We start from the raw sequence: 23973 nt of genomic DNA, 5'->3' as shown, positions 1-23973 counted from the left end.
ATGAAGGCCTTCCTCACCATTCCCGCCATCGGCGGGCTCGTCGGCGCGCTTCTGCTCGTGCCGGTCATCTGGCTCTTCGCGCCGGTCTTGCTGGGCATCGAGGCGCTGTGGCTGCTGGCGCTGCTCGCGGCGCTGCCGGTGCTCATCTGGCTGGTCGTGATGATCATCGTGGTGCGCCGCCGGCAGGGGCGCGATGCCGCGCTCGTCGCCGGCGCCACCGAATCCCGCGCGGCGGAGAACAAGGCGGCGGCCGACGCCTCCGCCGAGGAAAGCGCCGTCGCGGCGCGGCTGGCGGAGGCGCTGGGCGCGCTGAAGCAGGCCGGCGGCGGGAAGGGCGGCTACCTCTATGAGCGGCCCTGGTACGTCATCATCGGCCCGCCCGGCAGCGGCAAGACGACGGCGATCCAGAACAGCGGGCTCGATTTCCCGCTGGCGGCCGGGCGCGTCGCCGGCGTCGGCGGCACGCGCAACTGCGACTGGTGGATCGCCGAGCAGGCGGTGCTGATCGACACCGCCGGCCGCTACACCACGCAGGACAGCGACGCGAATGCCGACAGGGCGGGCTGGGAGCGGTTCCTCGACCTGCTGCGGAAGCAGCGGCCGAAGCAGCCGCTGAACGGCGTGGTGGTGGCCTTCGGCGCGGACATGATCAGCCGGCTGGATGCCGCGCAGCGGGACCAGCATGCGCAGGCCGTGCGGCGCCGGATCCGGGAGCTGGAGCAGAAGCTCGGCCAGCGCCTGCCGGTCTACCTGCTGGTCAGCAAGGCGGACCTCATCGTCGGCTTCTCCGAATTCTTCGACGACCTGGACAAGGAAACGCGCGCCCAGGTCTGGGGAGTCACCTTCCCGCCCCAGGCCGGGCCGGAGGGGCACTCAGGAAAATTCGGCGAGGAGTTCGCGGCCCTGGTGAAGCGCCTGCAGGACCGGCTGCTGGAGCGGTTGCAGGCGGAACGCGGGCCGGAGCAGCGCGCGCGCATCGGCGGCTTCCCGGCGCAATTCGCCTCGCTGGAAGCGCCGCTCGGCGCCTTCGTCAACGCGGCCTTCGGCGGATCGAAGCTCGACCCCGCGCCCTTCCTGCGCGGCATCTACTTCACGTCAGGCACGCAGGAAGGCACGCCGATCGACCGGCTGACGGGGGCGCTGTCCCGCACCTTCGGGCTCGATCCGCGCCGCCCGGCCGCCATCATGGGGCAGAAGGGGCGGAGCTACTTCCTCGGCCGCCTGCTGCGCGACGTCGTGTTCAACGAGGCGCGGCTGGCGGCCCTCGATGGCGGCCAGGCGAAGCGTGGCCGCCTGGTGCAGATGGGCGCCTGGGCCGCGGCGCTTTTGCTGGTGCTGGGCGGCGGCGCCTGGGGCTTCATGGCGATGAATGCGGAGAGCGCCCGCGCCGCCCGCCTGGCCGAGGCGCTGGCCAAGGCGGAGCAGGCCGCGCAGGGCCTGCCGCTCGATCGCGTCATGGCGGCGGATGAGTTGCCGCGCGTGGTCCCCTACCTCGACGCCGTGCGCGCCCTGCCGCCCTCCGCGCGGGCGGATGGCGCGCTGCCGGGCCTCAGCCAGGAAGCCAAGCTGATCGAGGGTGGCGAACTCGCCTACAAGCGCGCGCTGGACCGCGTGCTGCTGCCCCGCTTGCTGGCGCGGCTGGAGGCGCAGATCCGCGCCGGCATGCAGCGGCCGGACTTCCTCTACGAGGCGACGCGCATCTACCTGATGCTCGGCCGCCAGGGCCCGCTGGACCGGGCGCTGGTGAAGGAATGGATGGCGATCGACTGGCAGCAGAGCTTCCCGGGCGCGGTCGCCGCGCCGGTGCGGGATGCGCTGGCGCTGCACCTCGATGCCATGCTCGCCGGGGACTTCATCGCCTATCCGCTGGATGGCGCGCTGGTGGACCAGGCGCGGCGCATCTTCTCCCGCCTGCCGATGGCGGAGCGGCTGTATTCGCGGCTGCGGACCAGCGCGGCCAATGCGGCGCCCTGGAAGCCCGCGGACAGCCTCGGCCCCGCCGGGCAGCGCTGGTTCGCGCTGGCCTCCAACCGCCCGCTGGCGGAGGCGCAGGTGCCGGGCCTCTTCACCGTGGAGGGGCTGCATCGCGGCCTGCTGCCGCGCCTGCCCGCCGCGATCGTGGAGGCCGCCAGCGAAAGCTGGGTGCTCGGCCCCGAAGCGGCGGCCGGCCTCGCGGGCGATCCACGGCAGCTGGAGCAGGCGGTGCTGCGCCTCTATGCGGAGGATTACGCCCGCGCCTGGCAGGCCGTGCTGGCGGACCTCGTGCTGCCGCCCTTCCGCAACCTGAACCAGGCGTCGGAGGCGCTGAACCTTCTCGGCGCGCCCAACTCCCCGATCCGCGATGTGCTGCGCAGCGCGGCGCGGCAGCTCTCCCCGGGCACGCCGCCCGACCCGCCCGGTGGCGCGGCGGGCGCCGCGGCGGCGGGGGCGGCCCAGGCGGCCGCGCAGGCCGCCGCCGGGGGCGGGCGCATCGCGGCGGCGCTGGGGGCGGCGGCGCAGCCTTCCTCCGCCGCGCCGGTCGCGACGGTGGTGGAGGAGCGGTTCCGGCCGCTGCGGGAAGCAGCGGGCCAGCCGCTGGATGCCACGCTGCAGATCGTCAACGACCTCTTCGTGCAGGTGCAGCGCCTGGCCAGCGCGCCGCCGGGCACGGTGCTGCCGCCGGCCACGGGGCTCGACCCCGGCCAGCGCCTGGCCGCGGAGGCCGCAAGGGCGCCGGAGCCGCTGGGGCGCTGGCTGCAGGCCATGTCGGCCTCCACCGCCAATGCGCGGTCGGGCGGCGCAAGGGCGGCCATCGCGGCGGCGGGCGGCCAGGCGCTCGGCCCCTTCTGCCGGGGGCTGGAGACGCGATTCCCCTTCCGCCGCACCGTGGATGCGCCGGAGATGCCGCTCGATGACTTCGTCCGCCTCTTCGGCCCGGGCGGCGTCTTCGACCAGTTCTTCGCCCAGCACCTGCGAAACTTCGTGGACACGACGCAGCGGCCCTGGCGGCTGGTGGCGGCGGATGGGCTGGCACCGCCGATCTCGCCCGCGGACCTCATGCAGTTCCAGCGCGCCGCCGCCATCCGGGACGGGTTCTTCCCCTCCGGCCTGGTGGGCGCCGCCATGGGCCTGCGGTTCGAGCTGCTGCCCCAGGGGCTGGACCCCGGCGCCAATGCCGCGACGCTGGAGGTGGAGGGCCAGCGGATCGCCATCGCCCGCGGCGCCGCCGGCGCCCGGCCGGTCCCGATGATCTGGCCGAGCCGCGGCGGCGTGGCGCTGACCTTCGACCCCGCGCCCGCCAGCGGCGCGCCGGTGACGACGGATGGCGCCTGGGCGGCGATGCGCTTCGTCTCCCGCGGGCAGCTGACGCAGATCGGCGCGGCGGGCGACCGCTTCCGGCTGCGCATGGTGCAGGGGGAGCGCAGCGCGGAGTTCGAGCTGCGCGCCTCCTCCGTCATCAACCCCTTCGCGCTGCGGGAGCTGTCGGAGTTCCGCTGCCCCGCCCTGCCGGCGCAATAGCCATGGCCGCGGGCCTTTTCGGCAAGCTGCCGGCGCATGGGGACTTCGTGCGCCGGGGGCTGCCCGACAGCTTCGTCGGCCCCTGGGACGAATGGCTCCAGGCCGGCATCGCGGAGGCGCGGGACGCGCTGGGCGAGGGTTTCGCCGGGGCCTGGACCGCCGCCCCCGCCTGGTGCTTCCGCCTGCCCGCCGGCGCCTGCGGGCCGGATGCCGTGGCCGGCGTGCTGGTGCCGAGCGAGGACCTGGTCGGGCGACTCTTCCCCGTGACGCTGGCCTGCCTGCTGGCGGGCGGGCAGGCGCCGGGCGCGGCCTGGTACCAGGCGGTGGAGGCCGCCGCGCGGCTGCCGGGCCAGGATGCCGATGCCCTGCTGGCCGCCATCGCCGCCATCCCGCCCGGCGGGGAGGAGCCGCCGGAGGAGGGCTGGTGGCGCCTGGACGGCGCGCGCTGGGACTGGCCCGCCCTGCCGCCGCCCGCGCTGTTCCGCGTGCTGGCGGAGGGCGGCGGATGAGCCTGACCCTGGCCGGAGAGGCCGTGACCCATCCCGGCACCGTCAGGCCCCGCAACGAGGATGCCTTCGTCGATCGCGGCGATATCGGCCTCTGGGCCGTGGCGGATGGCGCGGGCGGGCATGGGGCGGGCGATGTCGCCTCCGCCGCGGTGGCGGAGGCGCTGCGGGACCTGCCGCCGGGGCTTTCGGCGGCGGAGCTGCTGGCGCAGGTGCGGCTGCGCGTGGGCGCGGTGCATGCGGACCTCCAGGCCCGGGCCGCGGCGGCGGGGCCGGGGCGCGTGATCGCGACGACCCTGGTGCTGCTGCTGGCGCGCGGCGGGCATTTCGCCTGCCTCTGGGCCGGGGACAGCCGGGCCTATCTGCTGCGGGACGGCGCGCTGCAGCGGCTGACCCGCGACCATTCCCTGGTGCAGGACCTGGTCGATGGCGGCGTGATCGACGAGGCGGAGGCCGAGGGCCACCCCCAGGCCAATGTCATCACCCGCGCGGTGGGCGGGCATGGGACGCTGGAGCTCGACAAGGTCAGCGCCCGCTTCGCGGCGGGCGACCTGTTCCTGCTGTGCAGCGACGGCGTCTTCAAGGCGGTGCCGGAAGCCGAGATCGGCACGATGCTGGCGGCCGGGCAGGGGGCTGGGGCGGTGATCGAGGCCGCGCTGGCGCGCGGTGCCCGGGACAATGTCACGGCGGTGGTGGTGCGGGCCGGCGTGGCCTTTTAGCCACTAACCCCTTTTAGCCGATTATGCCGATTAGGGGTGTTTAGCACCGATTCCGCGATTCCGGGGCGCCGCCGGCGCGACTTCCAGACGGGCGCCGGAGCCTGGACGCGGATCGGCCCGTGGTGCCCGGAACATAGCCCGAACACCCCGGCCGATGCCATGAAAATCGGCCGCGTCAGGCCGGCGGCAGCCGCAGCGCGCCGTCCAGGCGAATCGTCTCCCCGTTCAGCAGCGGGTTGGCGGCGATGGCCAGGACCATGTCGGCATATTCGGCGGGCCGGCCGAGCCGGGCGGGGAAGAGGGGCATCCGGCCCAGGCTCTCCCGCGCCTCCTCCGTCAGCGTGTCCATCAGCGGCGTGTGGAACAGGCCCGGCGCGATGGTGACGACGCGGACGCCGAACTTCGCGAGTTCCCGCGCCGCCGGCAGCGTCAGCCCGACGATGCCGCCCTTGGAGGCGCTGTAGGCGCATTGCCCGATCTGGCCCTCATAGGCGGCGATGGAGGCGGTCGCGACGACCAGGCCGCGCTCGCCATTCGGCAGCGGCGCGTTGGACGTCATCCGCGCGGCGGCCAGGCGCAGCAGGTTGAAGGTGCCGATCAGGTTCACCCGCACCACGCGTTCGAACAGCGCCAAATCATGCGGGCCGTTGCGGCCGGCGACGCGCGCGGCGGGGGCGATGCCGGCGCAGGCGACGGCGAGGCGGAGCGGGGCCAGCGCCGCCGCTTCCTCCACCGCCTTGGCGACCGGCGCTTCCTCCGCCACGTCGCCCGCGACGGCGACGCCGCCTATGCGCGCGGCCACGGCCTCCGCGGCGGCCTGGTTGATGTCCATCACCACGACCCTGGCGCCGGCGGCGGCCAGCGCCTCCGCCGTCGCGGCGCCGAGGCCCGATGCGCCGCCGGTGACGACGGCCGATGCGCCCTGCATGTCCATCCCTAGGCCTCCCCCGCCTTGGCCGCCCGCTTCTCCAGGAAGGCGGCGAGGCCAGCCTGCGCCTCCGGCCCCGTCTGCGCCATGGCGGCCATCATGCTCTCGACGAAGAGGCCGTCCTCCTCGCTCATGTCCTGGATGCGCGGCAGGGCCTGCAGCACGCCCATCACGGTCAGCGGCGCCATCTTCGCGACCTTCTCGGCCAGCTCACCCGCCTTGGCGGGGGCGGCGCCGGCCTCGGTGACATAGGTGACGAGGCCCGCGCGTTCCGCCGCCGCGGCATCCAGCGCGCGGCCGGTCAGCATCATGTCCGCCATCCGGCCGGCGCCGATCAGCCGCGCCACATGCACGCTGGCGCCGCCGCCCACGAAGATGCCGCGCGTGCCTTCCGGCAGGGCGAAGAAGGCGGTGCTGTCGGCGACGCGGATGTGGCAGGCAGCGGCCAGTTCCAGCCCGCCGCCGACGCAGGCGCCATGGATGGCGGCGATGGCCGGGATGCGCCCGGTGCGGATGCGCCGGAACACGGCGTGCCAGCCGCGCGAATGATGGAATACCTCCTCCGCCGTGCGGGCCTTGTGCTCGCCGAGGTCGAGGCCCGCCGAGAAGCAGGGGCCGTTGCCCTGGATGATGATGGCGCGGGCGGATCGCTGCGCCTGCACCACGGCGGCGTCCAGCGCCTCCAGCAGCGCATCGCTGATGGCGTTGCGCTTGGTGGGGCGGTCGAGGGCGATGCGGGCGATGGTGCCGCTGATGACGAGGCTGACGAGGTCCCCGGCCATGGGCGTTTCCCCTTAGTTATGTCACATAACAATAGGCGCGGGGCGCGGCCGGGGCAAGGGCGGGGTGCGATCCCGCGGGGCGGGCTGGGGGGCGTTTCAGCCGCGGGCCAGCAGCCGCAGCGCGTTGATCAGGGTGGCGTGTTCCTCGGGCGTCATGCCCTCCGCCAGCTGGCGTTCCACCTCGGCCTCCCCCACCTTGCCGCGCTTCAGCAGCGCCCGGCCGGCGGGGGTGATCTGGAGGAGGTTGGCGCGGCGGTTGCCTTCCTCCTCCGCCCGCTTCAGCAGCCCCTCCTCCTCCAGCGACGCCAGCAGCACCGTCAGGTTGGAGGGCTTGATGCGCAGCGCCTCCGCCAGCACGCCCTGGCGGATGGCGGGGTTCGCCTCCAGCATCAGCAGCACGGCCAGCCGCCCGGGCGTCAGGCCGAGCGGCGACATGGTGCGGTGGAAGGTCTCGAAGGCAGTCTGCTGGGCGAGCCGCAGCCGGAAGCCGAGCTTGGTGTCGAGGGGCGAGAGGTCGGGCGCCTCGGCGGGCGCGGCTGTGCTTCCCTGGCGGCGGGGCTTGGGCATGGGCTTCGCTTATAAGGCCTGGACCGGATCGCGGAAGGGGGCCTTGGAAGCGAAGCCGGACCATACTATTATGGTACATAACAATTCATGACGCCGCGATCGGCGCCGGAGGAGAGGATGTCCACCCACCATGCCCCGCCGCAGCTTCCGCCGCGCCGCCGCCTGGGCGCCGCGCCGGTACGGTTCGAGGCGCGGGCCGATGGCGCGCTGCTGGTCACGCCCGTCCCGCAACTCGGCCCCTATCCGCGGCGGCTGACGGAACGGCTGGAGCATCACGCGGCGCTGGCGCCCGACCGCACGCTGATCGCGCAGCGGGAACGCGCGCCCAAGGGCCAGCCGGCCGGCGAATGGCGGCGCATCACCTATGGCGCGATGCTGGCCAAGGTGCGGGCGGTGGGCCAGGCGCTGCTGGACCGGGGGCTGTCGGCGGAACGGCCGCTGGTCTTCCTGTCCGGCAATTGCCTGGACCAGGCGGTCCTGACGCTGGCGGCGCTGCATGTCGGCGTGCCGGTGGCGCCCGTCTCGCCCTCCTACGCCCTGCTGGCCAAGGATTTCCAGAAATTGCGGCACTGCCTGGCGCTGCTGACGCCGGGCATGGTTTTCGTCAGCGACGGCGCGCGCTTCGCGGATGCGGTGGCGGCCGTCGTGCCGGAGGATGTGGAGCTGCTGGTCGGCAGCAACCCGCCCGCCGGCCGCGCGGTGACGACGATGGAGCAGCTGCTCTCCACCACGCCGGGCCGCGCGGTGGACGAAGCGGCGGCCGCCGTCGATCCGGATGCACCAGCAAAAATCCTGTTCACCTCGGGCTCCACGGGGCTGCCCAAGGGCGTGGTGAACACGCAGCGCATGATCTGTTCCAACCAGCAGATGCTGCTGGAAGCCTTCCCCTTCATGGGGGAGGACCCGCCCGTGCTGCTGGACTGGCTGCCTTGGCACCACACCTTCGGCGGCAACCACAACATCGGCATCTGCCTCTACAATGGCGGCACGATGTACATGGATGATGGCCGCCCGGTGCCCGGCGGCTATGGCGAATCGCTGCGCAACCTGCGGGAGATCGCGACCAGCATCCACTTCAACGTGCCCCGCGGCTTCGAGGAGCTGGTGCACCATCTGCGGGAGGATGCGGGCCTGCGCCGCATCTTCTTCAGCCGCCTGCACATGATGTTCTACTCGGCGGCCGGCCTGCCGCAGCACATCTGGAACGAGCTGGACCGGATGGCGCTGGCGGAACGCGGCCACACCATCCCGATGATCACCGGCCTCGGGGCCACGGAAACCGCGCCCTTCGCCGTCTGCGTGCGGGAGGAGTTTTCCGAATCCGGCGCGGTCGGGCTGCCGGTGCCGGGACTCACCATGAAACTCGCGCCCGTGGCGGGGAAGATGGAGGCGCGGGTGAAGGGCCCCTCCATCACGCCGGGCTATTGGCGCAACCCGGAAGCCACGGCCAAGGCCTTCGACGAGGAAGGCTTCTACTGCTTCGGCGATGCGCTGGTGCCGATCGACCGCGACGACCTGCACAAGGGCTTCCGCTTCGACGGCCGCATCACCGAGGATTTCAAGATGGCGACCGGCACCTGGGTCAGCGTCGGCCCGCTGCGGGCGAAGCTGGTGGCGGCGCTGGCGCCCTATGTGAAGGACGCCGTGATCGCCGGCGTCGATCGCGATTTCCTGGCCGCCATCCTGCTGCCGGAACCGGAAGCGGTCGCGACGCTGGTGCCGAAGGGGGAGGACCCCGCCACCCATCCCGCGCTGCGCGCCGCGCTCACGGACAAGCTTGCGGCACTCGGCGCCACGGCCAGCGGCAGTTCCCAGCGCATCGCCCGCGCCGTGCTGCTGACGGCGCCGCTCTCCCTCGATGCCGGGGAGATCACGGACAAGGGCTCCATCAACCAGCGCGCCGTGCTGTCGGCACGGGCCGCGCTGGTGGAGGACCTCTATGCCGACCAACCGTCATCCCTCGTCATCGTAACCCCGGAGCTGTCATGACCGCGCTGATCAATGAATGGCGGGACGCCTGGCTGCTGGCCGGCGCCCGCACGCCCTTCGCGGATCTGGGCGGGCCCCTCGGCCTCGTCTCCCCCATCGACCTCGGCATCAAGGCGGCGCGCGCCGCCATCGGCAAGGCGGGGATCGACGCGGCGGAGATCGGGCATGTGGTGGCCGGATCGGTCGCGCAGGCGAGCTTCGACGCCTACATGCTGCCGCGCCATGTCGGCCTCTATGCGGGGGTGCGGGAGGAAGTGCCGGCGCTGCTGGTGCAGCGCGTCTGCGGCACGGGGATCGAGGCGCTGGCCCAGGGCGCCAATGCCGTGGAGCGGCAGGGGGCGGGGGTTTCGCTCTGCGTCGGCGCGGAGAGCATGAGCCGCAACCCCATCGCCTCCTACACCCATCGCAACGGCTTTACGCTGGGCGCGCCCGTCGAGTTCAAGGATTTCCTGTGGGAGGCGCTGCTCGACCCCGCCTGCGGGCTGAGCATGGGCGGCACGGCGGAGGAGCTGGCCAAGCGGCATGGGATCTCCCGCGCGGAAGTGGACGCCTTCGCGGCGCGGAGCTTCGACCGGGCGCTGGCGGCGCGCGAGGCGGGCTTCTTCGACGACGAGGTGGTGCCGGTGACGAGCGAGACCTTCTCCCGCGAGGGGCTCGCGGATCGCGGCATCGCGCTGTCCCGCCGCACGCCCTCGGTGGAGGCGGACACGCATCCGCGGCCGTCGCCGGTGGAGACACTGGCGAAGATCAGGCCGGCCTTCGGGGGCGTGCAGACCGGGGGCAATTCCTCGGCCGTGGTGGATGGCGCGGCGGCGGCGCTGGTGTGCAGCGGCGCCTTCGCGAAGGGCAGGGCGCCGCTGGCGCGGCTGGTGGCCTCGGCGGCGGTGGGCTGCCCGCCGGCCATCATGGGCATCGGGCCGGTGCCGGCCATCCAGGCGCTGCTGGCGCGCACGGGCCTCACGCTCGACCAGATCGACCTGATCGAGATCAACGAGGCCTTCGGCGCGCAGGTGATGGCGTGCTCGCGCGCGCTCGGCCTGGATGAGGCGAAGCTGAACGCGCATGGCGGCGCCATCGCCATCGGCCATCCGCTGGCGGCCACCGGCATCCGCCTGGCCGTGACCTGCGCGCGGGGGCTGAAGCGGCGCGGCGGGCGCTACGGCATCGCCTCCGCCTGCATCGGCGGCGGGCAGGGGATCGCGCTGCTGATCGAGGTGGCGTCGTGACGTCGCTCGTGAATCGCCGCCCCGTCACCATCGAGTGGGGGGATTGCGACCCCGCCGGGATCGTCTTCTACCCCCGCTACTTCGCGATCTTCGATGCCTGCACGGCGGCGCTGTTCCAGGCGGCGCTGGGGATGCCGAAGATCCAGTGGACGGAGAAGTTCGGGATCGTCGGCATCCCGATGGTGGATACGCGGGGAAAGTTCTCCGTGCCTTCCGCCTATGGCGATGAGGTGGTGGTGGAAAGCCGCATCACGGCCTTCCGCCGCTCCTCCTTCGATGTGGAGCACCGGCTGCTGAAGGCGGATGGCGCGCTGGGGGTGGAGGGGTTCGAGACCCGCGTCTGGGTGGCGCGGGACCCGAACAATCCGAAGGGCATCAAGGCGGCGCCGATCCCGGCGGAGGTCGTGGCGGCCTTCGGGGCCTGACACGCCGCACCTGCGGGGAACAGGTGCGGTATGCGGCCCGACGGGCCGAGCGGCCGACCGGCCGCCGCCGCCAATGCGGCGAAGCCAAGCCGCGCGGATGCGCGGCGACCGGCGTCTGAGGGGCACGAAGGCGTAGCCTTCGTGCCATGGATCACGTCTCCGGCTGGAAGCCGCTCGCCCGCACCACGGGGCCCCAGAGGTCGCGGTCGTGGCGGATGCGGGCGGCGAATTCCTCCGGCCCCTGGACGGTCGGCTGGAATTCCAGCCGGTCCAGCACCTGGCGCACCTCCTCCGTCCGCACGGCGGCCGCCACCGCCTGGTGCAGCGCGGCGACGATGGGCGCCGGCGTGCGGGCGGGGGCGAAAAGGCCCATCCATTCGCTGATGGTCAGCGCGGGGTAGCCGGCCTCCGCCAGCGTCGGCACATCCGGCAGGCGGGGCAGGCGCGACTGGGAGGAGATGGCCAGGATGCGCACGCCCTGGCCGTGATGCGGCAGCAGGTCGGACACCACCGCCACCACCAGCGGGATGCGCGCGGCCAGCGCATCCTGCACCGCGGGCGCCGCGCCGCGATAGGGCACGTGGTTGAGCCGCGCGCCGACCGCGCGGCCGATCATGTCGCCGACGAAATGCGGGCCGGAGCCGGCGCCGGGGGAGCCATAGGGCACCTCCGCCGGCTGGGCGCGGAGCCAGGTGGTGAGGTCCGCCAGCGTCCGCGCCGGGTGGCTGGCCGGCACGGCGACCGCGAAGGCGAAGTCGCACAGCGTGCAGACCGGCACGAAATCCGTCAGCGCGTCGTAGCGCACCTCCCGCGGGAAGATGTGGGGCTGCAGCGTCATGACGCTGGCGGGGGTGACGAGCAGCGTCGTACCATCCGGGTCCGCGGCCCTGGTGGCATCGACGGCCAGGCGGCCGGAGGCGCCGGGGCGGTTGTCCACCAGGGCGGAGGGGGCATAGGCGCCGCGCAGGCGCTCCGCATAGATGCGGGCGACCAGGTCCGTGGGCCCGCCGGCGGCGAAGCCCACCAGGACGCGGGCGGGGCGGGACACCGCCTGCGCCCGGGCCGCGGGGGCGGCGCCCGCGGCAACGGCGGTGGCGAGGGTGGCGAGGGCCGCACGGCGGCCGAACTGGATGGTCATGGTCCCTGATCCTCCCCTGGCGGTGACGATGCACCTTGCCTTGCGGTTAAACTTATGGCGCATAATGGTTGCATTCAAGCGGGACGCTCGCGGTGCGGCGGCATCCCCGCGCAAGGACAGGGAAGGAACCTCCATGACCCTCATGCTGAAGCGGCGTGCCGCCCTCGGCGCGCTCGCGCTGCCGGCCTTCATCGGGTCGGCCTTCACCGGCCAGGCGCGGGCCGAGGCCATCAACCGGCCGGCGCGGCTGATCCTGGGGTTCCCGCCGGGCGGGTCCTCCGACATCGTGGCCCGGCTGTATGCGGAGAAGCTGCGCGGCGTCTATGCCCCGAGCGTCATCGTCGACGGGCGGGTCGGCGCGGCGGGGCGCATCGCGGTGGAGGCGGTGAAGGCCGCCGAGCCCGACGGCACCGTCTTCCTCCAGACGCCGGCCTCCATGCTGACCCTTCAGCCGCACGTCTTCCCGCGGGAGGTGCGGTATGACGCGCTGACGGACCTGATCCCGGTCTCCACCGTCTGCTCCTTCCCCTTCGCCCTGGCGGTGCCGGCCAACCACCCCGCGAAGACCCTGGCGGAGCTGGTGACCTGGATGAAGGCGCAGCGGGGGGAGGTGCCCTTCGCCTCCCCGGCCGCGGGGTCGGCGCCGCATTTCCTGGGCGTGTCCTTCGGCAAGGCCATCGGCGTGCCGGTGACCCATGTGCCCTATCGCGGCGCGGTGCCGGCCGTGCAGGACCTGATCGGCGGGCGGCTGCCGATCTTCGTGGGCGTGCTGGGCGACGTCTCGCCCCAGCACGGGACGGGGGCGCGGATGCTGGCCGTGTCCTCGCCGCAGCGGAACCCGCGCTACCCGGATGTGCCGACCTTCCTGGAGCTCGGCTACCGCGACCTGTCCAAGGATGAGTGGTTCGGCGTGCTGCTGCCCGCCAATACCCCGGCGCCGATCGTCAACGGGCTGCATGCCGCGATCGTGCAGGCGTCCCGGATGCCGGACCTGGTGGCGGCGCTGGACCGGCTGGACTTCCTGCCGACCGTCTCCGCCAGCCCGGCGGCGTTCCGCGACCTGATCGCGCGGGAACGCGCGGAATACGGCCCGATCGTGCGCGACAGCGGCTTCACGCCGGAGAATTGAGGGCGGCTGCCTTCCCCCCGCCGCAGTCGCGCCCGCCCGGCGCCATGCGGCGGGACCAAGGTTGAACGGAAGCGGGGTTGCATCCGCCCGCGCGCTCTGGGAAGGGTGGGTGGGCGGAGAATTCACGCCCGCGTGAGGCCCCATGCCCGACGGCCAGAGTTTCTACGCGCCCACCCGCACCCGCTCGCCCCTGATCGGCGATGCGGGCGCGATCCTGCTCATCCTGGTGGCGACGGCGGCGCTGCGGATGACGAGCTTTGTCCCCGCCGTGGTCGATACGGATGAGGGGCTCTACCTCGTCCAGGCCCGGGAATGGCTGAATGGCGGCTGGCCGCTGGTGGCGGCCTGGGACATGCACCCGATCGGCGCGCCGGCGATGTTCGCCCTGGCCTTCCTGGCCTTCGGCGTCTCGGTGGAGGCGGTGCGGCTGCTCGGCATGATCTGCGTCGCCGCGACCGCCTGCGCGCTGTATGGCGCGGCGCGGGCGGCGGGGGCGCCGCGGCGGATCGGGATGGGGGCGGGTGTCGTCTATGCCGCGCTGTCCGTGCTGCTGGGCGGGCTCTGCACCAATACGGAGATCCTGATCGCCCCCTTCGTCGCGGGCAGCATGGCGCTGGCCATCAGGGGGGCGGCGCAGGCCGTGGGCCCCGCGCCGCGCGCGCCGGGCTGGGCGCCGCTGGTCGCCATGGGGCTGCTGATCGGCACGGCGCTGGTGGTGAAGCAGGTGGTGGTGCCGGAAGGCTCGCTCGCCTTCCTCATCCTGGTGCTGCCGGCGCTGCTGCGGGGCGTGCTGCCCTGGCGGCGGGCGGCGCTGATGGCGCTGGCCTATGCGGGGCTCTGCGCCTTCCCGTTCGTCCTGGCGGGCTTCGTCTATTGGACGCAGGGCTGGCTCGACCAGTACCTGGACGGGTCGCTCATGGCGCCCTTCCGCTATTCGCTGGAACGGATCGAGGGGGCGGAGGCCGCGCGGCGGATCGGCGCGGCGGCGCTGCAGCTCGGGCTCGCCTTCGGCGCGGCGCTGGTGGCGGTCGTGGCCTGGCGGCCGCGCTGGGCGCCGGGGCCGGTGGTGCTGCTGACCGGCGCGGGGGTGGTGTGGTTCGCCGTGACCTCCGCCGCCATCGCGGGGCCGGGCTTCTTCTTCGCCCATTACTTCCTGCTCTGGCTGCCGCCGCTGGCGCTGCTGGCCTCGATCGGCGCCTGGTGGATCGCGCAGGCGCTGGCGCGGCCTGACCGCGCGCGCATCGCCTTCATCGCCGTGGTCGGCGCCATCGCCGCCCAGGCCTGGCTGATGGAGGCGACGGGCCGGCTGGAACGCGGCCCGGGGCTGATGCACCCCGATCCCGTCCGCCTGGTCTCGGCCAAGGTGGCGGAGGCCGCGGGGCCGGGCGGCGACGCCTTCATCGCGAACTACCACCCGAGCGTCTATGTCATCTCCGGCGCCCGGCTCTCCACCCGCTTTCCCTTCCCCGCGCACCTGACCGGCGTGTTCGAGGATCTGTCGGACACGAACACGGAGGCCGAGCTGGTGCGCGTCCTCGCCTCCCGCCCCCGCGTCATCGTGGTGGATCGCGGCTGGATGCACACCATGCGCCCCGCCGCCGCCGCGCAGGTGATGGCGGCGGTGGAGCAGGGCTACGAGCTGTTCGCGACGGTCGCGGAGTATCGCGGGCCGGTGGAGATCTACCGGGCGCGGTAGCGCCTGGGCGCGCGGTCAGTCCGGCGTGATGCCGCCGGCCCGCACGATCGCCTCCCAGCGCGGGATCTCGGCCGCCAGGCTGGCGCGCAGCTCCGCCGGGGTGCCGCCCACGGGATCGAAGCCCAGTTCGGCGAGGCGCGAGCGGATGGCCGCACCCGCGATGACGCCGCGCGCGGCCTCCGCCAGCCGGTCCACCACCGGGGCGGGCAGGCCGGCGGGGCCGACCAGGGCGTTGATCAGCGCCGCATCCACCGCGGGCAGCCCGGCCTCCGCCATGGCGGGCACCGCTGGCAGCAGGGCGGATCGCGCGGCGCCGGTGATGGCCAGCGCCCGCAGCCGCCCGGCGCGCACATGCTCCGCGATGGCGGGCACGGTGCCGAAGGCCATCTGCACGCGGCCGGCCAGCAGGTCCGTGATCATCGGCCCGCCGCCGCGATAGGGCACATGGAGGTAGGTGAAGCCCGCGGCCTGGCGGAACTGCTCGCCCGCCATGTGCACGGCGGTGCCGTTGCCGGCGGAGCCGAAGGAGAGCTGTTCCGGCCTGGCGCGCGCCTCCGCCACCAGCGCCGCCACATCGGCCCAGGGCGCGGCGGCGGGCACCACCAGCGCGAGGGGCGCGCGCACCAGCAGCGACACCGGCGTGAAGTCGCGCAGCGTGTCATAGGGCAGGCGGGCGCCGAACAGGGCGGGGTTCACCACGAAGGCGGTATCCACCACGCCGAGCGTGTGCCCATCCGCCGCCGCGGTCGCGACGGCCTGGGTGCCGGTGATGCTGGCCGCGCCGCCGCGGTTCTCCACCGCCACGGGCTGGCCCAGCACGCCCGACAGGTCCTGTGCCAGCAGCCGCGCCGTGATGTCGCTGGCGCCGCCGGGCGGGTAGGGGACCACGAGGCGGATCGGCCGCGTCGGCCAGGCCTGGGCGAGCGCGAGGGACGGCACGGAAGCCGCGGCGGCGGCCAGCAGGGCGCGGCGCTTCATGGCGTGATCTCCCAATGGTCGGTGACGAAGGGCGCGAGCCGTTCCGGCGCGAGGTCGAAGCCGAGGCCGGGCGCATCCGGCACGGCGATGCAGCCATCGGCGCCGGGCTCGACCGGGCCCAGCAGCGTCAGCAGCGGGTTCGGCGTGACATCGACCTCGATGAAGGGATAGGGCGCGGGCCCGCCGCCGCGCCGCGCACCGATCAGCGCGCCCATCTGCAGCGCGGCATGGGCATTCACCAGGCTGCCGAAGACATGCGGCATGGCCGGCACGTCGAAGGCATCGGCCAGCGCCAGGATGCGCCGGAAGCCGGTGAAGCCGCCGCAGACCGCCATGTCCGGCTGCAGGACGGAGAAGGTCCGCGCCACCAGGAAGTCCCGGAACCCGGCCAGGCTGGCCAGCGCCTCCCCGCCCGCGATGGCGCAGCGCGCGGCGGCGGCGACCGCCTGGTAGCCGCCGATATCCTCGGGCTGGAGGGGCTCCTCCACCCAGAGCAGGTCCGCTTCCTCCATGTGGCGGAGGCTGTCGAGCGCGGCGCCGACCGTGTAGCCCTGGTTGATATCGACCATCAGCGCCGTGTCGGGCCCGGCCTGCCGGCGCATGGCGCGCATCACGGCGCCATCGGCGCGGGGGGCCACGCCGACGCGGGGCTTGATGGCGCGGAAGCCGCGCGCCAGCAGCGCATCCAGCTGGGCGGGATAGGCGCCATAGGGGTCCGGGCCCTCCGCGATGAAGGGGCCGCTGGCATAGGCCAGCATGCGGTCGCGCAGCGCGCCGCCCAGCATCCGCGCCACGCTGATGCCCCGCGCGCGGGCGGCCAGGTCATGCAGCGCCATGTCGATGGCGGAGATCGCCATCATGCCCGCGCCGCGCCGGTCATATCCCAGCGTGCCGAGCATGGCGTTGTAGATCCGGCCCATCGCCTCCGCCGGCTGGCCCAGCACCAAGGGGGCCATGCGCGTGCGGATCAGCGCGGCGGCGGCGGCGGGGGCGTTGAAGGCCTCCCCCCATCCCGTCGTGCCGTCCTCCCCGGTCAGCTGCACCAGCAGCACCTCCCGCCGCCGGATGAAGGTGGCGGCGTTGCCGAGGGCGGGGCGGGGCGCGAAGCCCACGAGGAATCCCCTGATGCCGATGACCTTCACGCTTCCTCCGTCCGTCGTTGCGGCGGACGGTGCGAAGCGGCGGCCATTCTGTCAAATAGCCGGGATGGCCGGGATCATAGACGGATGGTTATGGGGCTGAATTTGCGGGAGCTGGAGGTCTTCCGCGCGGTGATGGAGGCGGGGGGCGTGACGGGCGCGGCGCTTCAGCTCGGCATGTCCCAGCCCGCGGCCAGCAAGATGCTGCGCCAGGCGGAGGCGCGGCTCGGCTTCGCCCTCTTCGCGCGGGACCGCAACCGGCTGGTGCCGACGGCGGAGGCGCATGCGCTGCTGCCCGAATTGATGGGCGCCTTCGCCGCGATCGGCGGCGTGGAGAGGCTGGCGGCGGCGCTGCGGGCGGGGCGCAGCGGGCGCTTCACCGTGGCCGCCGTGCCGGTGCTGGCCACCGCCCTGCTGCCGCGCGCCATCCAGGCCTTCCGCGCCGGGCGGCCGGGCGTGATGCTGCGGCTGCGCGCGACGACGGCGCTGGAGGCGGTGAACCAGGTGGCGGACCACCGCGCGGACCTGGCCGTCATCCTCGGCGGTACCGGCGATGCGCGGGTGGAGGCGACGCTGCTCTGCACCTCCGAGATCGGCTGCGCCCTGCCGCCGGGGCACCGCCTGGCCGCGAAGCGCAGCCTGGCGCTGGCGGAGCTGGAGGGGGAGGCGGTGATCTCCTTGAGCCCGCAGCAGCCCGTGGGCGCGGCGCTGGGCGAGGCGCGCATCGCGATCGAGGTCTCCCAATCCAGCATCGCCTGCGCGCTGGTGCGCGCGGGGGCGGGGATCGCGCTGCTGGATGGCTATGGGCTGGCGGAGGCGCGGGCGCAGGGGCTGGCGACAAGGCCGATCCGGCCGCGCATGCCGCTCGCGGTCACCATGGTCGTCTCCCGCAGCCGGGCGCCGTCGCGGATGGTGGAAGCGTTTCGCGAGTGCCTGGTGGCGGCGGCGTGAGGCGTCAGGGCGCTGGGAACAGCGCGTTCGTCCGGCCCATGAGCCGGTAGGCGACGAGGCCCACATACTCCCGCAGCGCCCATTCCGCCTGGTTCAGCCGCGTCGGGAAGGGGCCGAAATAGTCGAGCCCATAGCCCCCCATGGTCGTGTAGTTCACGGGCCAGGGCGTGATGGTCCAGCCGGCCTGGCGGAAGACGCCCATGGATCGCGGCATGTGGCTGGCGGAGGTCACCAGCAGCCAGGTCTCGCCGGGCTTCGGCTGCGCGACGCGGAAGGACAGCACCGCATTCTCATGCGTGTTGCGGCTTTCGCTCTCGAAGACCAGGCGATCCGCGGGCACGCCGAGATCGGTGAAGAGCATCCGCGCGGTATCGGCCTCGGTCGGGCCGCCGGCGATGATGGCGGCCGATCCGCCGGTGAAGAGCAGGCGGGCGCCGGGGTGGCGGCGGGCCAGGGCCACGGCCTCCGTCATCCGCTCCGCCGCGCCGTTGAGCGCCGGGATGCCGTGGTGCTGCGTCATCTCCTGGTCCACGGCGCCGCCCAGCACGACGATGCCGGTGACGGGGCCAGGGAGGGTGGCGGGGCGGCTGAAGCGGGTCTCCAGCGGCACGGTCAGCCAGGCGGCGATCGGGGTGGCGAAGACCAGCGCATACCAGCCGAGGCCGAGCAGAAGCGGCCAGCGCCCGAAGCGACGGCCGCGCCACACCAGCGCCAGGCCCAGCAGCGCCAGCAGCAGCGCCGCCGTGTTCGGCGCCAGCACCATCCACAGCGCCTTGGAGGCGATGAAGGTGACGCTCTCCACTAGAGATCCATGATCCGCATGGGATGCGCCCGCCCGCGCAGCAGATCCCACAGCGCGAGGAGGTTGCCCTTCAGCCGCCCGAAGCGGTCCACATGCGGCTCCGGCGCCAGGGACCGCAGCGCGTTCATGGCGATGTGCCGCCCGGCGGAGGGCAGGGCGTGGCTCCAGGGAAAGGTGCCCTTGCGGGCGAGGTAGATGGGGTTCGCGATCTGGCTGTAGCCGAGGCGATTGCCCGCCACGCGCCCCGACTTGGTGCCGAGGTGGACGCCCCGCGCCCCCGCCAGCCGCAGGATGGAGCCGTGGCGGCCGAGCGCGCGCGTCACGTCGATATCCTCGTACCAGGCATAGAGCGGCAGCTGCTCATCGACGCGGATGCCGTGGGCGCGCAGCGGCGCCATCCGGAAGGCCATGTTGCAGCCATAGCCGTTGAAATGCGCCTGGACCGCCAGCGCATCGCCCTCATACCGGTCATCGGCCAGGATGGCGCGGCCTTCCGGCACCTCGATCCCCGGGCCCTTGGCGCCATCGGCGATGACGGTGCCGGTGGTGACCACGCAATCCGGATGCAGGTCCAGCACGCGCTCCGTCACCGCGAGGTAGTCGGGGGCGGGCAGGAAATCATCGTCGAGGAACAGCACCGCGTCGCAATCGGCGGCGGCGTCCAGGATGGCGTTGCGCTGGCGGGGCAGGCCGGCGGGGGAGGGCAGGAACTCGACGGCGGGGAAGCGCTCCGCCAGGCCCGTCACGTCATCCGGCGTGACGTGGCAGATGATGATGCGGTCGGGCGCGCGGGATTGCAGGCGGAGTTCCGCCAGCACCTCGCCCAGGATGGCGGCGCGGCCGCGCGTCGCGATGCCGATGGCGATTTTCATCAGCGCTGCCCCTCGATGGGGGCGCGGACCAGGCCATCCTTCGCGTCACCGCGCAGGAACCCGGCGGCGCGGCCGGCGAAGGTCATGGCGTAGTAGGCGGCATCGCGCGGCCGCCCCTTGAGCAGGGAGAGGACGACGCCGCCGATCGGCCGGATGGCGAAGGGCAGCCAGACGCCGGGCGCCACGCCATGCCGCCGCAGCGCGAAGCCGAGGCCGCGGCCATAGAGCAGCGCGCGCGCCGTCGCGACATCGGAGAGGCGCTTGTCCGGATGCACCACGCGCAGCGCTGGTTCGTAGCGGGCTTCGTGCCCGGCCTCGACCGCGCGCAGCACGAGGTCATTGCCCTCCGCCGATCCGATGGGCGTGCCGGGGCCCATGCCCTCATCGAAGCCGCCCAGCGCCAGGGCGACGGGGCGGCGGAGCCAGAGGTTGAACTCGATCACGCTGGTCCAGACATTTTCGGCGGTGATCGCCCCGCCGGCTTGGCGCCAGCGGCCACTGCCGAGGCCGCCTTCGGGGCTGGCGGCGGGGCCGGTGAGGACCATCAGGCGCGGGTCGCCGGCGAAGGCCTGGTCCACCATGGCCAGCGTGCCCGGCGGGAAGAGGCAGTCATCATCGGGAAAGGCGACGATCTCCCCCACCGCGTCGCGCAGGCCGAGGTTGCGGGCGTGGTTGGCATTGGCGATGGCGGAGCGGCGATGCGTCAGCCGCACGCGCCCCGCATAGGGCGCCAGCACCGCCGCCAGCCGGTCGTCGCCATTCTGGTCCACGATGATGCATTCGGCATCCTCGCGGCCCTGCGCGATCAGGCTGTCGAGGAACTCGGCGATCTCGGTCGTGCGGCCGCGGGTCGCCATGACCAGGCTGAAGCGGATCATCGGACGGCGAGCCCCTGCGCGACCAGCGCCTGGATGCGGTCGCGGAAGACGGCGCGGCTGAAGCGTTCCGCATTGGCGCGGCAGGCATCGGGGGCGATGGCGAGGGTTTCGAAGCGCGCGACGGCGTCGCGGATGCTCTGCGCGGTCTGCTCGGGGAAGAGCACGCCGGTGGTGTCGGGCACGACGATGTCGGAAGCGCCGCCGCGGCCATAGACGATGAGGGGCGTGCCGCAGGCCTGCGCCTCCACCATCGCGATGCCGAAATCCTCCTCCGCCGCGAAGACGAAGGCGCGCGCGCCCTGCAGCAGGCGGATGAGGTCGGGCTGCGGCACGCGGCCCAGGATCTCGATGTTCTGCGAGTCACCCGCGGCTTCGCGGACGCGCGCCATCTCCGGCCCGTCGCCGGCGATGATCAGCCGCTTGTCGGGCAACTGACGAAAAGCCTCGGCGACCAGGTCGATGCGCTTGTAGGGCACCATGCGGGAGGCGACGAAATAGTAGTCCTGCTTGGCGGGCTCGAAGGGGAAGCCATCGATGTCCACGGGCGGGTGGATCACCGTGCTCTCCCGCCGCCAGGTCTTGCGGATGCGCGCGGCGATCCAGGCGCTGTTGGCGGTGATCAAATCGGGCCGCGCGGCGGAGGCATGGTCCCAGCCGCGCATCCGCGCCAGCAGCCAGCGCGTCAGCAGGCCCTTCAGCCCCGTCTCCATCCGCGCCTGACGCAGATACTGGTGCTGGAGGTCCCAGGCGTATCGCATGGGGCTGTGGACGTAGGAGACATGCAAGGTCGCCGGCCCCGTCAGCACGCCCTTGGCGACGGCGTGCGAGGACGACAGCACCAGGTCATAGGCCGAGAGGTCGAACTGCTCCACCGCGATCGGCATCAGGCCGAGATAGTAGCGGAACCACTGGCGGGCGCGCGGCAGGCGCTGGATGAAGCTGGTCGTCGGCACCTTGCCCCGCAGGAAGTGCCGGTCCTTATCGGCCAGGAAGTCGCAGACGACGAAGAGGTCGGCGTCCGGCCAGACCTCCAGCAATTGCTCCAGCACGCGCTCGGACCCGGCATAGGTCTCGAGCCATTCATGGACGATCGCGACCCTCATCGGGGCTCCACCAGGTCAAGCAGGCGCCGCGCGGCGGCGGGCCAGGAGAAGGTTTCGGCCCGCGCCCGGCCGGCGGCGCGGAGATGGTCCGAAAGGCCCGGCTCGTCCAGCAGGCGGGCCAGCGCCGCGGCGGGGGTGCGGGGGCCTTCCGCGTCGAACCAGAGGGCGGCATCGCCGCAGACCTCCGGCACCGCGCCGGCGGAGGCGGCGAGGACCGGGCAGTGGCACCACATCGCCTCCAGCGGCGGCAGGCCGAAGCCTTCGTAGCGGGAGGGGAAGACGAGGCAGAGCGCGTTCTCGTACAGCGCGCGCAGCTCCGCATCCGTCACGCGGCCGAGGGCCCTGGCGGCGTCCACGTCGCCGGCATTGCGGAAGACGCTGGCATCGGCGGCGCCGGCCACCGCCAGCACCAGCCCGCGTTGCGCCAGCAGCGCCACGGCATCCCGCAGCGCATCCAGGTTCTTGTGCGCGGCGCGGGTGCCGACGGCCAGCGCGTAGCCGCGGGGCGCGAGGCCGTGCTTCGCCAGCACGGCGTCGTCGGCGGGGTCGCGCAGCGCATGCTCGCCGCCTTCCGCCACCACGCCGATCCGCTCCGCATCGATGCCGAGGCGGCGGGAGAGGCGGGTGCGGGAGAAGTCGGAGACGGTGATGAGCTGCGCGCCCAGGCGCGGCAGCGCCAGGTGCAGCGTGCGGTACCAGCTGCGGAAGGCGAGGGAGTAGGATTCCGGCGTGTCGAAGGCGCCGGCATCGTGGATCACCACGGCCTGGCCGCCGCCCCGCAGCAGCGGCGCCGTGTTGCCGAGGTTGAGCAGCACGTCCCGCCCCGCGGCGCCGGGCAGTTCCAGCTGTTCCCAGGCCTGGCCGGACAGGCGGCCCACCACCTCCACCGGCAGGCCGGCGAAGGTCTGGGGCGCGCCCCTCGGCGCCAGCAGGCGCAGCCGCGGCGCCTGGCCGGCTTCCGACAGCGCGGCCATGGCGGTGGTCACCTCGCGCGCGAAGCGCTGCACGCCCGACATGTTCTGCGTCAGGAAGCGGACATTGATGGCGATGGTCATGCGGGTTCCCCGCGCAGCACGGCGCGGATCCGCCAGGGGCGGCGCAGCAGGCCGCGCGCATCCTGGCGCTCGTTGGGGGTGAGGGCGGGCAGGCCCGCGGCGGTGAAGGCGATGATCGCCAGCAGGCCGAGCGCGGCCAGCGCCCAGGGGCCGGCCGGCAGCAGCAGCAGCGACAGGCCCGCGCCGCCGGCCAGAAGCGGCGCGGCCAGGCGCCGCGCGGCATCGGCCGCGGCGGGGTAGAAGCGCGCGACCAGCGCCAGGCGGCCGAGGCAATCCGCCGCGCAGCGCAGCGCCCAGGCGCAGGCCGCGCCCTCGATCCCCAGCCACAGCAGCAGGCCAGCCGAGAGCGGCAGGAAGACCAGCGCCTGCGCCAGCTGCCACTTGGCGTTCAGGTCCGGCCGGCCGATCGCATCCAGCAGCGCGCCGGGCGCGAAGGCGGCGCAGGAGAAGAAGATGCCGACGGCGAGGATCTGCAGCACGCGCCCGCCGCCGGCCGCGAATTCGGCGCCGAGCCAGAGCTGCAGCACCAGCGGCCCGGCGGCCACCAGCACCAGGCAGGCGGGCAGGACCATGGCCATCACCATCAGCGCGCCGCGCCGCAGCAGCCCGGCGGTGGCTTCCGCATGGGTGGCGAAGACGCTGGCCATGGCCGGCAGCAGCGCCTGCGCCACCGCGACGGGCAGGATCCACATCCGCATCACGAGGTCGAGCGGCGTGGCGTAGAAGGCGACCGCCGTCAGCGTCAGCACCGCGCCCACCAGGAAGCGGTCGGCATAGAGCAGCGCCTGGGTCAGGATGCCGGATGCGCTCATCCAGCCGCCCATGCGCACCAGGGGCCCGACCAGCGACCAGCGCGGCCAGCCGGGCCTGAGGCCCGGCAGGTCCCGCCGCGCCAGCCAGAGGTAGCAGACCGTATTGGCCAGGCGGCACAGCACCAGCGCCAGGATCACGCCGACCAGGCTCTGCCAGACCAGCAGCACCAGCACGGGGCCGAGGTAGTAGAAGATCGCGACGGGGATGGTGACGAGGTTGGCTTCCCGGAAGCGCTGATGCGCCGCCAGCGTCCCCCACAGCGCGGCATTCACCACCACCAGCGGCGCGGCGGCGCAGAGCACGCGGAAGGCTGTGGTCGCTTCCGCCTGCAGGGCCGGCGGGGTGTTCAGCAGGCTGCCCACCAGCCAGGGGATGAAGGCGAAGGCGGCCGCCGCGACGGCGGCGCTCAGCAGGAACAGCGCGCTGATCGCCGCCCCCGCGAGGTCCGCCGCGCCGTCCGTCTCGCCCGCGCCGATGCGGGCCGACAGCGCGCGGGTCAGCGCCGCGCCGACGCCGAGGTCGAAGACCCCGAAGACGCCGACCAAAGCGAGGGCGAGGGTGAAGAGGCCCCAGCGGTCCAGCCCCATCTGGTGGACCAGCACGGGCGTGAGGGCGAGGGCGAGGAGAAGGGGCAGGCCCCGCCCCGCTGCGTTCCAGAGCGTGCCGGACAGGAGCCGGCCGCCGGAGGCGCGCTGTTCGGCAACGCCGGAGGCGCCCTTGTCGGCCAGTTCGGCCATGGCGTGCGCCATCCCTGTGAAGGGACCCGCGGCGCGTGCCGC

21 protein-coding genes are annotated in these 23973 nt (G+C 73.6%); 9 read left to right on the top strand and 12 right to left on the bottom strand.

The window, feature by feature from the left end:
- The 3 genes from tssM to JJI54_RS15560 are packed head-to-tail and all read left to right on the top strand — an operon-like array spanning position 1 to position 4723.
- Positions 1-3498 carry a type VI secretion system membrane subunit TssM gene (gene tssM / locus JJI54_RS15570; RefSeq protein WP_203073910.1) on the top strand — a complete coding sequence of 1166 codons (3498 nt, stop codon included), beginning with the start codon at positions 1-3 and terminating at the stop codon, positions 3496-3498.
- Between the two features lie 2 nt (positions 3499-3500).
- Complete coding sequence (gene tagF / locus JJI54_RS15565) at positions 3501-4007, top strand: type VI secretion system-associated protein TagF (protein ID WP_203073909.1); 507 nt, start codon at positions 3501-3503, stop codon at positions 4005-4007.
- A complete protein-coding gene (locus tag JJI54_RS15560; RefSeq protein ID WP_203073908.1) occupies positions 4004-4723 on the top strand; it encodes a PP2C family protein-serine/threonine phosphatase in 720 nt (239 codons plus the stop codon). The genes tagF and JJI54_RS15560 overlap by 4 nt, the downstream gene beginning before the upstream one ends.
- Before the next feature lie 175 nt (positions 4724-4898).
- On the opposite strand, the gene JJI54_RS15555 is transcribed toward JJI54_RS15560, so the two are convergent.
- From JJI54_RS15555 to JJI54_RS15545, 3 genes are all read right to left on the bottom strand, one after another.
- A complete protein-coding gene (locus JJI54_RS15555) occupies positions 4899-5657 on the bottom strand; it encodes an SDR family NAD(P)-dependent oxidoreductase (RefSeq protein ID WP_203073907.1) in 759 nt (252 codons plus the stop codon).
- A 2-nt stretch (positions 5658-5659) separates the two neighbouring features.
- Entirely contained in the window at positions 5660-6433 is a 774-nt protein-coding gene (locus tag JJI54_RS15550; RefSeq protein WP_203073906.1) for a crotonase/enoyl-CoA hydratase family protein, read from the bottom strand.
- Between the two features lie 96 nt (positions 6434-6529).
- Positions 6530-7000 (bottom strand): MarR family winged helix-turn-helix transcriptional regulator, encoded by a 471-nt coding sequence (locus JJI54_RS15545; protein ID WP_203073905.1) that lies wholly within the window; start codon positions 6998-7000, stop codon positions 6530-6532.
- Between the two features lie 117 nt (positions 7001-7117).
- Between JJI54_RS15545 and JJI54_RS15540 the strand changes: the two genes are divergently transcribed.
- From JJI54_RS15540 to JJI54_RS15530, 3 genes are read left to right on the top strand one after another with little or no spacing between them, the layout of a single operon-like run.
- Positions 7118-8989: a feruloyl-CoA synthase gene (locus tag JJI54_RS15540; protein ID WP_203073904.1), complete on the top strand. Its 1872-nt coding sequence runs from the start codon at positions 7118-7120 to the stop codon at positions 8987-8989.
- On the top strand, positions 8986-10215 hold the full coding sequence (locus JJI54_RS15535; protein ID WP_203073903.1) for a thiolase family protein: 1230 nt from the start codon (positions 8986-8988) through the stop codon (positions 10213-10215). Before JJI54_RS15540 ends, JJI54_RS15535 begins: the two co-directional genes overlap by 4 nt.
- Positions 10212-10640, top strand: coding sequence for an acyl-CoA thioesterase (locus JJI54_RS15530; protein ID WP_175533845.1), 429 nt, complete (start codon positions 10212-10214; stop codon positions 10638-10640). The genes JJI54_RS15535 and JJI54_RS15530 overlap by 4 nt, the downstream gene beginning before the upstream one ends.
- A gap of 151 nt (positions 10641-10791) precedes the next feature.
- Here JJI54_RS15530 and JJI54_RS15525 read toward each other — a convergent pair whose 3' ends face one another.
- Positions 10792-11778, bottom strand: coding sequence for a tripartite tricarboxylate transporter substrate-binding protein (locus JJI54_RS15525; RefSeq protein WP_203073902.1), 987 nt, complete (start codon positions 11776-11778; stop codon positions 10792-10794).
- Positions 11779-11911: 133 nt separating this feature from the next.
- On the opposite strand from JJI54_RS15525, the gene JJI54_RS15520 reads away from it, so the two are divergent.
- Positions 11912-12907 (top strand): tripartite tricarboxylate transporter substrate-binding protein, encoded by a 996-nt coding sequence (locus JJI54_RS15520; protein ID WP_203073901.1) that lies wholly within the window; start codon positions 11912-11914, stop codon positions 12905-12907.
- A 142-nt stretch (positions 12908-13049) separates the two neighbouring features.
- Positions 13050-14603 (top strand): ArnT family glycosyltransferase, encoded by a 1554-nt coding sequence (locus JJI54_RS15515; RefSeq protein WP_203073900.1) that lies wholly within the window; start codon positions 13050-13052, stop codon positions 14601-14603.
- 15 nt (positions 14604-14618) lie between these two features.
- On the opposite strand, the gene JJI54_RS15510 is transcribed toward JJI54_RS15515, so the two are convergent.
- Both JJI54_RS15510 and JJI54_RS15505 read right to left on the bottom strand, forming a co-directional pair.
- Positions 14619-15581 carry a tripartite tricarboxylate transporter substrate binding protein gene (locus JJI54_RS15510; RefSeq protein ID WP_203073899.1) on the bottom strand — a complete coding sequence of 321 codons (963 nt, stop codon included), beginning with the start codon at positions 15579-15581 and terminating at the stop codon, positions 14619-14621.
- Positions 15578-16723, bottom strand: a complete 1146-nt coding sequence (locus JJI54_RS15505) for a mandelate racemase/muconate lactonizing enzyme family protein (protein WP_203073898.1) — start codon at positions 16721-16723, stop codon at positions 15578-15580. The genes JJI54_RS15510 and JJI54_RS15505 overlap by 4 nt, the downstream gene beginning before the upstream one ends.
- An 84-nt stretch (positions 16724-16807) precedes the next feature.
- Between JJI54_RS15505 and JJI54_RS15500 the strand changes: the two genes are divergently transcribed.
- A complete protein-coding gene (locus tag JJI54_RS15500) occupies positions 16808-17671 on the top strand; it encodes a LysR family transcriptional regulator (RefSeq protein WP_203073897.1) in 864 nt (287 codons plus the stop codon).
- A gap of 4 nt (positions 17672-17675) precedes the next feature.
- Here JJI54_RS15500 and JJI54_RS15495 read toward each other — a convergent pair whose 3' ends face one another.
- Genes JJI54_RS15495 through JJI54_RS15470 form a run of 6 tightly spaced genes read right to left on the bottom strand, consistent with a single transcriptional unit; the run spans position 17676 to position 23931 of the window.
- Positions 17676-18473 (bottom strand): YdcF family protein, encoded by a 798-nt coding sequence (locus JJI54_RS15495; RefSeq protein ID WP_203073896.1) that lies wholly within the window; start codon positions 18471-18473, stop codon positions 17676-17678.
- Positions 18473-19345, bottom strand: a complete 873-nt coding sequence (locus JJI54_RS15490) for a glycosyltransferase family 2 protein (protein ID WP_203073895.1) — start codon at positions 19343-19345, stop codon at positions 18473-18475. Before JJI54_RS15490 ends, JJI54_RS15495 begins: the two co-directional genes overlap by 1 nt.
- Positions 19345-20223: a glycosyltransferase family 2 protein gene (locus JJI54_RS15485; protein ID WP_203073894.1), complete on the bottom strand. Its 879-nt coding sequence runs from the start codon at positions 20221-20223 to the stop codon at positions 19345-19347. Before JJI54_RS15485 ends, JJI54_RS15490 begins: the two co-directional genes overlap by 1 nt.
- Positions 20220-21326, bottom strand: coding sequence for a glycosyltransferase (locus tag JJI54_RS15480; RefSeq protein ID WP_203073893.1), 1107 nt, complete (start codon positions 21324-21326; stop codon positions 20220-20222). The genes JJI54_RS15485 and JJI54_RS15480 overlap by 4 nt, the downstream gene beginning before the upstream one ends.
- Entirely contained in the window at positions 21323-22381 is a 1059-nt protein-coding gene (locus tag JJI54_RS15475; RefSeq protein ID WP_203073892.1) for a glycosyltransferase family 4 protein, read from the bottom strand. The genes JJI54_RS15480 and JJI54_RS15475 overlap by 4 nt, the downstream gene beginning before the upstream one ends.
- Complete coding sequence (locus JJI54_RS15470; protein WP_203073891.1) at positions 22378-23931, bottom strand: flippase; 1554 nt, start codon at positions 23929-23931, stop codon at positions 22378-22380. Before JJI54_RS15470 ends, JJI54_RS15475 begins: the two co-directional genes overlap by 4 nt.
- Between the last annotated feature and the right edge of the window lie 42 nt (positions 23932-23973).

The organism is Falsiroseomonas ponticola, from assembly GCF_016805305.1.
Taxonomy (GTDB): Bacteria; Pseudomonadota; Alphaproteobacteria; order Acetobacterales; family Acetobacteraceae; genus Falsiroseomonas; species Falsiroseomonas ponticola.
This window is presented reverse-complemented; position numbering and strand designations above follow the sequence as displayed.